This is a genomic window from Streptomyces sp. HUAS MG56 (genome assembly GCF_058673395.1).
The window spans coordinates 4,318,205-4,330,008 of sequence record NZ_CM178722.1 but is presented as its reverse complement, the minus strand read 5'-3'; the positions used below and the strand labels follow the sequence as shown (position 1 = coordinate 4,330,008).

Sequence of the window (11,804 nt, the reverse complement as noted above, 5' to 3'; positions counted from 1 at the left end):
AGGTGTTGCTCAGGCGCGGCCGGCCAGCTCGAAACCGGCCTCGTCCACGGCGGCGCGCACGGCTTCGTCGTCCGGCTCGGACGTGGAGACGACGGTCACCTCACCGGTCGACGCCACGGCCTTCACCGAGGTGACGCCGGGGATCTCGGAGACCTCGGCGGAGATGGCGCCCTCGCAGTGGCCACAGCTCATGCCGGTCACCTTGTAGACGGTGGTGACGGAGCCCGGGGTGTCGGTGTGGGTGGTCATGTCGTTACTCCTCGTCGAGGCGTAGGGGGCCAGTGGGGTCCGCGAGGCCATCGGGGCTGCGGGGGAACCCCCATGTTTCTCAGACTATACCCCTAGGGGGTATTTCTCCAAGAGGTGTTCCGCCGCGCCAGCACGCGCACCCAGCCGACCCCGGCCAGCGCCACCAGCGCCAGCCCGCCGACCGAGAACAGGGTGAACAGGTGCTCCTGTGGGGCGCTCGGCCGGGCGAGGTACGCGTGCGTGAAGAGCGGCCGGTTCGACCCTGCGCCGGTCAGCCGGGCCGTCGCCTGGATCGCGATGCCGTGCGTCGCGTCCCACAGGGTGTGCAGCAGGGAGGTGCCGAGGCAGGCGCCTACGGCCGGTGCGGTGAGGCGGAACTGCCCGTTCGGCCGGCGCCGGGACAGCAGGGCGGCGCCCGCGATCGCGGTCCACAGGCCGTGCCCGAGGGGCGTGAGCACCCCGCGCAGCATCTCCGTCTCCAGCAGCGTGCGCAGGGTCACGCCCTCGGTGGAGACGGCCGCGTCGAACGCGTACCCGGCGCTCTCCAGGGCCGCGAAGCCGAAGCCGACGGCCGCGCCGAGCACCAGCCCCGCGCGCGTGCCGCGGACGCCGGGCTGGCCGCGCAGCGCGATCACCAGGGCCCCGAGCTTGGCGGCCTCCTCGATCAGGGCGACGCCGAGGGACAGCCCGAAGGAGGGGTGCGCCAGATACGACACCGTCAGCGAGGCGCCGAGCAACCCGAGCGTGGCGCCGGCCAGGAAGCAGCCGAGGATCGCGCTGACGCCCAGGTCGCGGCCGTGCCGCTCGTACGCCCACAGTACGAAGGCGACCGGCGCCAGAAAGCTGCCGAGCAGGATCAGCGTCGGCAGCGGCGTGCCGTCACGGGTCTCGTACGTCACCCACGCCGTCAGCGCCCACAGGGCGAGCCCGCCGCCCAGACAGCGCCGCCACAGACCCGCACGGATGCGGGGGTACGGCGGCGGGGGCTGCTGCGGGCCGGGTATGCGGGCCCTGGGGGTGCCGGGCGGCGGGGAGTGGGTCACGGGAGTCCCCTCGACTGCTGCTGGGCGATCTCTCCGCACTGTAGGCAGATGTGCCGGACGGCGCAGTCCGGGTGACTCCCGGGGTCACCCGCCGGCGGCCCCGGGGCGGCCCTGGCCGATCCGGTCGCCGACCAGCGGTTCCAGGTAGCGGGTGAGGACGTTCTTGATCTCCTGGATGTACGCCGCGCGCTCGGGGCCCTCATGGGTGAGGACCAGCTCCAGGCCCGCTTTGTAGATGCCGAGGCAGACGTGCGCCGTGCGGGTGATGTCCACCGGGGAGGCGTCCGGCACGAGGGAGGCGAGCAGGCCTTCGACGCGGCCGATCAGCGAGGTGTGCAACTGGTCGTGCGCGTCGGCGATCCCGCCGGGCATGTCCGGGCCGTGCATCAGCGCGAAGAACACCGGGTGGTCCGTGTTGAACGCGACGAACCGGTCGACGGCGGACCCGACGGCCTCCTCCAGCGGGGTGGCGGGGTCGACCGGCGCCAGCGCCTCGCCGTAGGTGTCGCGCATCTCGTGCATGAGCCGGTCGCCCAGCTCGATCGCGATGGCCTCCTTGTTCGGGAAGAACTGGTAGAGCGTGCCCGGCGAGACCCCGGCCTCGCGCGCGATGGCGTTGGTGCTGGCGGCGGTGTAGCCGGTGGTGCAGAAGACCTGGGCGGCCGCTTCGAGCAGCTGGGCGATACGGCGCTCACCGCGGGCCTGCCGGCGGCGCGGCTGCTCGTTCTGTGTCTGCGGGTTGTCGGGCACGCGTTATCCCCAGATCTCCGAACGCGATTGACAAACGCGAGCAGTCGCTCGCATTCTTGTGAAACGCGAGCGATCTCTCGTGTTTGCCAGTTTACGGGCAACGACCGACTCATGCTGCCTGCCTGCACGGACATGAGCCAAGGTGAAGGGGACACCGCACGATGACCGAAGTCAACAGCCCACCCCGGCCCGGCGGCTGGACCCGGTTCGTCACCGCCCGCCCCCGTCTGTCGCTGCTCGTGGCCCTGGTGCTCACCGCGCTCGCGGTGGTGGCCGGCAGCGGGGTCGCGGACCGCCTCGGCAGCGGCGGCTGGGAGGACCCGGCCGCCGAGTCGTCGTACGCGACCAAGGCCCTGGAGCGCGCGTTCCCGGACTCGCAGCCGAACCTGCTCCTCCTGGTCGACGCGGGCCACTCCTCCGTCGACGCCCCGGATGTCGCCGCCCGGGCCCGCGACCTGACGCGCCGGCTCGCGGCGGAGAAGGGGGTGACCGGCGTCGGCTCCTACTGGCAGGCCGCTCCCGCGCAGGCCCCCGCCCTGCGTGCCGAGGACGGCCACGAGGCGCTGATCGCCGCCCGCATCACCGGCGACGAGAACGCGACGGCCAGGACCCTGGACCGGATAGCCCCGCACTACCGGGGCACGCACGGACCGGTGCAGGTGAAGCTCGGGGGCGTCGTCGCGGTGCGGCAGGAGATGCAGACCATCATCAAGGAGGACCTGACCCGCGCCGAGCTGATCGCCCTGCCGATCACGCTGGTGCTGCTGGTGATGGTCTTCGGCAGCGCGGTCGCCGCCCTGCTGCCGCTCGGCATCGGCATCGTCGCCATCCTCGGCACCAACGCCGTCCTGCGCGGCCTGACGACGTTCACCGACGTATCGGTCTTCGCGCTCAACCTGACGACGGCCCTCGGCCTCGGCCTGGCCATCGACTACGCCCTGTTCATCGTCCGCCGCTACCGCGAGGAACTGTCCACGGGCGCCGACCCGTCGACCGCGGTCGCCGCGACGCTGCGCACGGCCGGGCGCACGGTGCTCTTCTCCGCCCTCACGGTCGCGGTCTCCCTCGCCGCCATGATGGTCTTCCCGCAGTACTTCCTGCGCTCCTTCGCCTACGCCGGCATCGCCGTGGTCCTGCTCGCCGCGGCCGCCGCCCTGGTCCTGCTCCCGGCGGCCCTGGTCCTGCTCGGCCACCGGGTCAACTCCCTGGACCTGCGCCGCCTGTTGCGTCGCGACCGCGCCCCGAAGGCCGACGGGGGCGCTGCCTGGGCGCGGACGGCCGCCCTGGTGATGCGCCGCGCCCCGCTCTTCGCGCTGGGCACGACCGTCCTGCTGGTCGTCCTCGGACTCCCCTTCCTAGGCGTCAAGTTCGGCACCGCAGACGACCGCCAGCTGCCCTCGACCGCCGAGTCCCACGTGGTCCAGCAGCACCTCCGCGAGAGCTTCCCGGGCAGCCCCGGCGGCGGTCTGGAGATCCTCGCCGAGGGCAGGACCGCCCCGGACCGGTACGCCGCCTACAAACAGCAGGTGGCCGCCCTGCCCGGGGTGGCCCGCGTCTACGGCCCGCTGGTCAAGGGCGATGCCGCCTACTTCACGGTGCAGCCCCGGGGCGAGGCCGTGGACGACCCGGCCCAGCGCCTGGTGGGCGACATACGCGCACTGCACGCACCGTTCCACACGAAGGTGACCGGCACGGCGGCCGTCCTGGTCGACACCAAGCACGCGATAGCCGAGCGCCTGCCCTGGGCGGCCGGGTTCATCGCCGTCGTCACCCTGCTCCTGGTCTTCCTGCTGACGGGCAGCGTGCTGATACCGGTCCAGGCGGTCGTCCTGAACGCGCTCAGCCTGACGGCGATGTTCGGTGCCGTGGTCTGGGTCTTCCAGGACGGCCACCTGTCCGGCCCGCTCGGCTTCACCAGCACCGGCTCCATCGAGACCACCCTGCCCGTGCTGATGTTCTGCGTGGCCTTCGGGCTCTCCATGGACTACGGCGTGTTCCTGCTGTCCCGCATCAAGGAGGAGTACGACCGCACGGGCGACCACGACGCGGCCGTACGCCACGGGCTCCGGCGCACCGGCGGGCTGATCACCGCGGCGGCGGTCATCCTCGCCGTGGTGATGGTCGCCATCGGCACCTCCCGGGTGACGAACACCAAGATGCTCGGCCTGGGCATCGCCCTGGCGGTCCTGATGGACGCGATGGTGGTGCGCAGCCTGCTGGTCCCGGCGATCATGCGGCTGACGGGCAGGGCGACATGGTGGGCACCGGCGTGGCTGCGGCGACTGCACGAACGGTTCGGACTGAGCGAAGGCGAGCCGACGGCGCCCCTCCAGGGGCCCGGGGCCGGGCCGGCGGGAGGCCCCGCGGAGCACGAGCAGCCGCAGCGCATCGTCACCGGTTGAGACGGCCGAACCCTCTAGTCTGCACGGAGGTTCCCGAAAGGACTGCCCATGCGAGCCGTCGTCTTCGAACGCTACGGCGCCCCCGCCGAGGTACGCGAGCTGCCCGACCCCCGCCCGGCCCCCGACGGCGTGGTCGTCCGGGTCGAGGCCACCGGGCTGTGCCGCAGTGACTGGCACGGCTGGATGGGCCACGACCCCGACATCGAGCTGCCGCACGTGCCGGGGCACGAACTCGCCGGTGTCGTCGAGGCCGTCGGCTCCCGGGTGACCCGCCGGCGGCCCGGCGACCGGGTCACCGTGCCGTTCGTCTGCGCCTGCGGCACCTGCCCGGCCTGTGCGGCGGGCGACCAGCAGGTGTGCGAGCGGCAGACCCAGCCCGGCTTCCACCACTGGGGCTCCTTCGCCCAGTACGTGGCGCTGGACCACGCCGACGTCAACCTGGTCGCGATCCCGGACGACATGGCGTACGCCACCGCCGCCTCCCTCGGCTGCCGCTTCGCCACCGCCTTCCGCGCGGTGGTGCAGCAGGGCCGGGCGGCGGCGGGGGAGTGGGTCGCGGTGCACGGCTGCGGCGGGGTCGGGCTGTCCGCCGTGATGGTCGCGGCGGCCTCGGGGGCGCGGGTCGTCGCCGTGGACGTGTCGCCGCAGGCGCTGGACCTGGCGCGGAAGTTCGGTGCGGCGGAGTGCGTGGACGCCTCGCGCACCCCGGAGACGGCCGTGGTGATCCGTGAACTGACCGGCGGCGGAGCCCACCTCTCCCTCGACGCCCTCGGCTCCCCGGCCACCTGCGCGGCGTCCGTGAACGGCCTGCGCCGGCGCGGCCGCCACGTCCAGGTCGGCCTGCTGCCCCCGGCCGACGGCACCACGCCCGTCCCGCTGGCCCGCGCCGTGGCCCTGGAGCTCGAACTGCTGGGCAGCCACGGCATGGCCGCCCACGCCTATCCGGCGATGCTGGAACTGGTCGTGTCCGGGGTGCTGCGTCCGGACCTGCTGGTGACGCGGACCATCCCGCTCGACGCGGCCCCGCAGGCCCTGGCCGCGATGGGCACCGCACCGGGCGCGGGCGTGACGGTCATCGAGCCGTGGCGCTGACGGCGGCCCCCTCCCGGTCCGGGACCGCCGCCAGCGCCCCGCACGCCTCGTACGCCGCCAACGGAACACGGTGCGGCCCCGGTCGCCCGAAGTCGCGGCCGGCGACCGGCCGGGTCAGTCGAACCGGCGGCCGCGGTTGCGGGGGCGGGAGGCGACCCAGGCGCGGACCGTGTCCGCGTACCAGTAGGGCTTGCCGCCCTCCACGTGGTCGGGCGGGGGCAGCAGCCCGTGCTTGCGGTAGGACCGGACGGTGTCGGGCTGCACGCTGATGTGCGCCGCGATCTCCTTGTAGGACCAGAGCCTTCGGTCGGTCATGAATTGCACCTCCCTGCGCACACCGCGGCGGCGGCCGGGAAAGCCGTCGGGGGAGCCGGGCGCTGCGCTGGCGATCACCAAGCCTGCGTCCGGTGAACGACACGGGGTGAGGAGCGGACAGTGCCTGTCGTCACGGTGTGACGCACAGTCGACGTACACGCGACACATGTGACACAAGAGGGGTGTTCGTGACAGAACTGCCGCAATGGTGTCGCTACGCCCCGCACGAGCGCAGGAACGCCCGGGTCCGCCGGGCGATCGGCAGCGGAGCGTCCGGCTCGCAGGGATACATGTCCTGCTCCACGATGGCGAACAGATCCACGTCCAGCCGCTGGGCCGCCGCCAGGACGGGGCTCAACTCCGGTACGCCGGCGGGCGGTTCGCACATCACGCCCTGGGCCACGGCCGGTCCGAAGGGGGTGCCCTTCGCCCGCACGTCGGCCAGGACCTCCGGGTCCACCTGCTTGAGGTGCAGATAGCCGATGCGCTCGCCGTAGGTCTCGATCAGCTTGACGCTGTCCCCGCCGCAGTACGCGTAGTGCCCGGTGTCCAGGCACAGCGACACCGCGTCGGAGTCGGTGCCGTCGAGGAAACGCGCGACGTTCTCCTCGCTGTCGATGTGGGTGTCGGCATGCGGGTGGACGACGATCGTCAGTCCGTACCGCTCCCGCACCTCCCGGCCGAGCCGCTCGGTCAGGGACGTCAGGTTCCGCCACTGCTGCGCCGTCAGCGCGGACGGCTCCAGCACCTCGCCCGTCTTGTCGTCCCGCCAGAAGGAGGGGATGACGACCAGATGGCGGGCGCCCATGGCCTGGGTGAGGGCCGCGATGTCGCGGACGTGCGCCCAGGTCCTGTCCCACACGGCCGCCCCGTGGTGCAGGCCGGTGAAGACCGTGCCCGCCGAGACCTTCAGCCCGCGCCGGGCGGTCTCCTCGGCGAGCACGGCCGGGTCCGTCGGCAGATAGCCGTAGGGGCCCAGCTCGATCCACTCGTAGCCGGAGTCCGCCACCTCGTCGAGGAAGCGCCGCCAGGGGACCTGCTTCGGGTCGTCGGGGAACCACACGCCCCAGGAATCGGGCGCCGATCCGATCCGGATACGGGACAGTGAGGAGGAGGGCGGCAGCGACGTCATGGGCGCCAGCGTGAGGGCGCGCAGAAAGCGGTGTCAAGAGTTGGTCCGTATGTCTGGACAAAACATTGACAGGGTCGGCCCGGGGAGGCTAGAAATCCGGGAAGAGCCGCGACGAGCCGGAAAAGAGCCGGGACGAGCCGGGGAAGAGCCGTGACGAAGGGAAGCCGATGGCGTACGACCTGATCACCATGGGGCGGATCGGGGTGGACCTCTACCCGCTCCAGACAGGTGTCCCGCTCGCCCAGGTGTCGTCCTTCGGCAAGTTCCTCGGCGGTTCGGCGACGAACGTCGCGGTCGCCGCGGCCCGGCTCGGCCGGCACACCGCCGTGATCACCCGTACCGGTGACGACCCGTTCGGCGCCTATCTGCACGAGGCGCTGCGCGGTTTCGGCGTGGACGACCGCTGGGTCACGCCGGTCCCGGGCCTGCCGACCCCGGTCACCTTCTGCGAGGTCTTCCCGCCGGACGACTTCCCGCTCTACTTCTACCGGCAGCCCAAGGCGCCCGACCTGGAGATCGACGCCCACGACCTGGACCTCGACGCCGTCCGCGACGCCCGGATCTTCTGGGTCACCGGCACCGGCCTGAGCGAGGAGCCGAGCCGTACGGCGACCCTCGCGGCCCTCACCCACCGGGCGAAGTCCGGCCCGACGGTGTTCGACCTCGACTGGCGCCCGATGTTCTGGAGCCACCCCGACGAGGCCCGCCCCTTCTACGCCGAGGCGCTGCGGCACACGACCGTCGCCGTCGGCAATCTGGACGAGGTGGAGGTCGCGACGGGTGTGCGCGAGCCCCACGAGGCCGCTCGCGCGCTCCTCGCGGCCGGGGTCGAGATCGCCGTCGTCAAGCAGGGACCCAAGGGTGTCCTCGCGGTCGGCGCGAACGGCGACTCGGCCGAGGTGCCGCCCCTGCCGGTCACCGTCCTCAACGGACTCGGCGCCGGGGACGCGTTCGGCGGCTCCCTCTGCCACGGCCTCCTCGAAGGCTGGGACCTGGAGACGATCATGCGGCACGCCAACGCGGCCGGCGCCATCGTCGCCTCCCGCCTGGAATGCTCCTCCGCGATGCCCACCCCGGACGAGGTGGCCGCCGCGCTCGACGCCGGAGCGGTGCTGTGAGGGCCGGCCGCGTCGCGGGCACCCACGCCGAGGGCGGGGACGGCGGGAGGAGCCCTCGTACCGACGGCGGGAGAAGTCCGCGTGTCGACGTCGCCGAACTCGTCCGCATCCGTACCCATCACCCCGAGGCGATCTCCGAGGCGGCCGTCCGCCGGGCGCGCAGGCCGTTGCTGAACGAGGGCGGCCGGCTGATGATCGTCGCCGCCGACCACCCCGCCCGGGGCGCGCTCGGCGTCGGGGACCGGGGGCTCGCCATGGCCAACCGCGCCGACCTGCTGGAGCGGCTGTGCCTGGCGCTGTCCCGGCCCGGCGTGGACGGCGTCCTCGCCACCGCCGACATCCTGGACGACCTGCTGCTGCTCGGTGTCCTCGACCACAAGGTGGTCATGGGCTCGATGAACCGGGGCGGACTGCAGGGCGCCCGCTTCGAGCTGGACGACCGCTTCACCGGGCACCGCCCCGAGGACATCCAGCGGCTCGGCTTCGACGCGGGCAAGCTGCTGCTGCGTATCGACTACGACGACCCCGGCTCCCTGACCACCCTGGAGTCCACCGCCCGGGCGATCGACGACATGGCCGCGCGCCGGCTGCCCGTCTTCGTGGAGCCGTTCATCAGCCGCCGCTCCCCCGAGGGGAAGCTGAGGAACGACCTGTCCGCCGAGGCCGTCACCCGGTCCATCGCCATCGCCTCCGGCCTCGGCGGCTCCTCCGCCTACACCTGGCTGAAGGTGCCGGTCACCGACGACCCCGACGACATGGCCCGGGTCATGGAGACCTCGACCCTGCCCGCCGTCCTCCTCGGCGGCGACATCGGCGACTCGCCCGAGAGCCAGATCGCCGCCTACGAGAAGTGGCGCGGCGCGCTCCAACTCCCCACCGTGCGCGGCCTGGTGGTCGGCCGCTCGCTGCTGTACCCGGCGGACGGCGATGTGGCCGCCGCCGTGGACACCGCCGTAGGACTGCTGTGAGGGCCGCATGACCAGTACCGATCCGCATCTGCCCAAGGGCGCGACCGCGAACGCCCAGTACGCAGTCGACATCGATCCCAAGGCGGCCGGCTGGACGCACAGCAGTCTGCGGGTGGCCGAGTTGACGCCCGGCGGCACACATACGTTCACCGCCGGGGACAGTGAGTGGATCGTGCTTCCGCTGCAAGGCGGATGTACCGTACAAATTGAGACTGCGTCAACCGAGCAGCACGAGTTCCAACTCCTGGGCCGGGACAGCGTGTTCGCGAAGGTTTCCGACTTCGCGTACGTTCCCCGGGACGCCCGGGTCCAGATCGCCTCCGGCGCGGGAGGCCGCTTCGCCCTGGCAGGAGCGAAGTGCGAGCGACGACTCCCCGCCCGCTACGGCCCCGCGCCGGAGGTCCCCGTCGAGCAGCGCGGCAGCGGCAACTGCGCCCGCCAGGTGCGGAACTTCGCCTCCGCCGACTCCTTCGACTGCGACAAGCTGATCGCCGTCGAGGTGATCACGCCGGGCGGCAACTGGTCCTCGTACCCGCCGCACAAGCACGACGAGCACCGGCCGGGCGAGGAGTCCGCGCTGGAGGAGATCTACTACTTCGAGATCGACGGCCCGAACGGCCTGGGCTATCAGCGCGTGTTCCCCTCCCGCGAGGGCGGCACCGACGTCCTCGCCGAGGTCCGCTCCGGCGACGCCGTCCTCGTCCCCGACGGCTGGCACGGCCCGTCGATCGCCCAGCCCGGGCATGACATGTACTACCTGAACGTCATGGCGGGCCCGGGCGCGACGCGGGAGTGGCGGATCTGCTTCCACCCGGATCACGTAGAGAGCACAGGGGGGTACCGATGACCACGACCCGGCTGACCGTCGCCCAGGCGCTGGTCCGCTTCCTCGCCGCGCAGTACACCGAGCGCGACGGCGAGCGGCGCCGGCTGATCGGCGCGACGTGGGGCATCTTCGGGCACGGCAACGTCGCCGGGATCGGCCAGGCGCTGATCGAGTACCGCGACGTGATGCCGTACCACCAGGGCCGCAACGAGCAGTCCATGGTGCACGCGGCGGTCGGCTACGCCCGTCAGGCGAACCGGCTGTCCGCGCACGCGGTGACGACGTCGATCGGCCCCGGCGCCACCAACCTGGTCACCGGCGCCGCTCTGGCCACCATCAACCACCTCCCTGTCCTGCTCCTCCCCGGCGACGTCTTCGCCACCCGTCCCGCCGACCCGGTCCTGCAGCAGCTGGAGGTGCCGTACGCGGGCGACGTCTCGGTCAACGACACGCTGCGCCCGGTGTCGAAGTACTTCGACCGCATCACCCGCCCGGAAGCCCTGATCCCGGCCGCGCTGCAGGCCATGCGGGTGCTCACCGACCCGGTGGACACCGGCGCGGTCACCCTCGCCCTGCCGCAGGACGTGCAGGCCGAGGGCCACGACTGGCCGGAGGAGTTCTTCGCCGAGCGCGTGTGGACCGTGCGCCGGCCGGGCGCGGACCCGGTCGAACTGGCCGAGGCGGTCACGGCGATCCGCGCGGCCCGGCGGCCTCTCGTCGTCGCGGGCGGCGGGGTCCACCACAGCCGCGCCGAGGAGGCCCTCGCGGAGTTCGCGTCGGCCACCGGCATACCGGTCGCCTCCACCCAGGCCGGCAAGGGCTCGCTGCGCCACGACCACCCGCAGGACGTGGGCGGGGTCGGCCACACCGGCACCGCCACCGCCGACGAACTGGCCCGCACCGCCGACCTGGTGATCGGCGTCGGCACCCGGTACACCGACTTCACCACCGCCTCCGGCACCCTCTTCGCGCACCCGGACGTCCGCTTCCTGAACCTCAACATCGCGCCCTACGACGGCCACAAGCTGGCCGCGCTGCCGCTGATCGCGGACGCCCGCAGCGGCCTGGGCGAGCTGACCGAGGCCCTCCAGATGCACGGCCACCGCGTCCGGGACTCCTACGTCACCGAGTACACCGAGGACAAGGAGCGCTGGGAGCAGCGTGTCGACGCCTGCTTCGAGGCCGACGAGATCGACGTACGGCCGACCCAGCCGCAGGTCATCGGGGCGCTGGACGCCCTGGTGGACGAGTCGGACGTGATCGTCAACGCGGCCGGCTCGCTCCCGGGCGATCTGCACAAGCTGTGGCGGACGCGCTCGTACGACCAGTACCACCTGGAGTACGGCTACTCCTGCATGGGCTACGAGATCCCGGCCGCGATCGGCGTGAAGCTCGCGGCGCCGGAGCGCACCGTGTGGGCGCTGGTCGGCGACGGCACGTACCTGATGATGCCGACGGAGATCGTGACGGCCGTGCAGGAGGGCATCGCGATCAAGATCCTGCTGGTGCAGAACCACGGGTACGCCTCCATCGGCGGGCTGTCGGAGTCGGTGGGCGGCGAGCGGTTCGGCACCGCCTACCGGTTCCCGACCGAGGAGGGGACGCTCACGGGCGCCCCGCTGCCCGTCGACCTCGCCGCGAACGCGGCCAGCCTGGGCATGCGGGTGCTGCGCGCGAAGACCGTCGAGGAGCTGCGCGCGGCGCTCGCCGAGGCGCGGGCCGCCGACACTCCCACATGTGTCTACGTCGAGACCGAAACGGCCGACACTGTGTCGGGCGCGCCTCCGGCGCAGGCCTGGTGGGATGTTCCTGTGGCCGAGACCGCGACCCGACCGTCGGCGGTCAAGGCCCGTGAGCTGTACGACCGGCACGTCTCGACCCGACGCCGCCATCTGTAAAAGGAGTTTCT

At 72.5% G+C, this 11,804-nt stretch carries 11 protein-coding genes; 6 read left to right on the top strand and 5 right to left on the bottom strand.

Features of this window, described 5'->3' with window-relative positions:
• Window positions 1-9: 9 nt before the first annotated feature.
• The 3 genes from AC4OXY_RS20545 to AC4OXY_RS20535 all read right to left on the bottom strand — a co-directional run bounded on the left by AC4OXY_RS20545 (window position 10) and on the right by AC4OXY_RS20535 (window position 2,042).
• Window positions 10-249, bottom strand: a complete 240-nt coding sequence (locus AC4OXY_RS20545; RefSeq protein WP_071386002.1) for a heavy-metal-associated domain-containing protein — start codon at window positions 247-249, stop codon at window positions 10-12.
• Window positions 250-341: 92 nt separating this feature from the next.
• Window positions 342-1,292: a PrsW family intramembrane metalloprotease gene (locus AC4OXY_RS20540; protein WP_491994391.1), complete on the bottom strand. Its 951-nt coding sequence runs from the start codon at window positions 1,290-1,292 to the stop codon at window positions 342-344.
• 84 nt (window positions 1,293-1,376) lie between these two features.
• Window positions 1,377-2,042: a TetR/AcrR family transcriptional regulator gene (locus AC4OXY_RS20535; protein ID WP_362819669.1), complete on the bottom strand. Its 666-nt coding sequence runs from the start codon at window positions 2,040-2,042 to the stop codon at window positions 1,377-1,379.
• Window positions 2,043-2,203: 161 nt separating this feature from the next.
• Here AC4OXY_RS20535 and AC4OXY_RS20530 point away from each other — a divergent pair, with 161 nt between their 5' ends.
• Window positions 2,204-4,444 carry an MMPL family transporter gene (locus AC4OXY_RS20530; RefSeq protein WP_491994390.1) on the top strand — a complete coding sequence of 747 codons (2,241 nt, stop codon included), beginning with the start codon at window positions 2,204-2,206 and terminating at the stop codon, window positions 4,442-4,444.
• Between the two features lie 48 nt (window positions 4,445-4,492).
• Window positions 4,493-5,536: a zinc-dependent alcohol dehydrogenase family protein gene (locus AC4OXY_RS20525; protein ID WP_356023084.1), complete on the top strand. Its 1,044-nt coding sequence runs from the start codon at window positions 4,493-4,495 to the stop codon at window positions 5,534-5,536.
• Between the two features lie 114 nt (window positions 5,537-5,650).
• Here AC4OXY_RS20525 and AC4OXY_RS20520 read toward each other — a convergent pair whose 3' ends face one another.
• Together AC4OXY_RS20520 and AC4OXY_RS20515 are read right to left on the bottom strand one after the other, a co-directional pair.
• Window positions 5,651-5,851: a helix-turn-helix transcriptional regulator gene (locus AC4OXY_RS20520; RefSeq protein WP_356023082.1), complete on the bottom strand. Its 201-nt coding sequence runs from the start codon at window positions 5,849-5,851 to the stop codon at window positions 5,651-5,653.
• 214 nt (window positions 5,852-6,065) lie between these two features.
• The gene (locus AC4OXY_RS20515; RefSeq protein WP_376285749.1) at window positions 6,066-6,983 is read right to left on the bottom strand and encodes a sugar phosphate isomerase/epimerase family protein; all 918 of its coding nucleotides are present in this window, start codon (window positions 6,981-6,983) and stop codon (window positions 6,066-6,068) included.
• 167 nt (window positions 6,984-7,150) lie between these two features.
• Between AC4OXY_RS20515 and iolC the strand changes: the two genes are divergently transcribed.
• From iolC to iolD, 4 genes are all read left to right on the top strand, one after another.
• The gene (iolC, locus tag AC4OXY_RS20510; protein ID WP_362819665.1) at window positions 7,151-8,101 is read left to right on the top strand and encodes a 5-dehydro-2-deoxygluconokinase; all 951 of its coding nucleotides are present in this window, start codon (window positions 7,151-7,153) and stop codon (window positions 8,099-8,101) included.
• A 107-nt stretch (window positions 8,102-8,208) separates the two neighbouring features.
• On the top strand, window positions 8,209-9,069 hold the full coding sequence (locus AC4OXY_RS20505; protein ID WP_491994620.1) for a Cgl0159 family (beta/alpha)8-fold protein: 861 nt from the start codon (window positions 8,209-8,211) through the stop codon (window positions 9,067-9,069).
• 7 nt (window positions 9,070-9,076) lie between these two features.
• Window positions 9,077-9,916 (top strand): 5-deoxy-glucuronate isomerase, encoded by an 840-nt coding sequence (iolB, locus tag AC4OXY_RS20500; RefSeq protein ID WP_491994389.1) that lies wholly within the window; start codon window positions 9,077-9,079, stop codon window positions 9,914-9,916.
• Window positions 9,913-11,793 (top strand): 3D-(3,5/4)-trihydroxycyclohexane-1,2-dione acylhydrolase (decyclizing), encoded by a 1,881-nt coding sequence (iolD, locus tag AC4OXY_RS20495; RefSeq protein ID WP_362819663.1) that lies wholly within the window; start codon window positions 9,913-9,915, stop codon window positions 11,791-11,793. Before iolB ends, iolD begins: the two co-directional genes overlap by 4 nt.
• The last annotated feature ends 11 nt before the right edge of the window (window positions 11,794-11,804 follow it).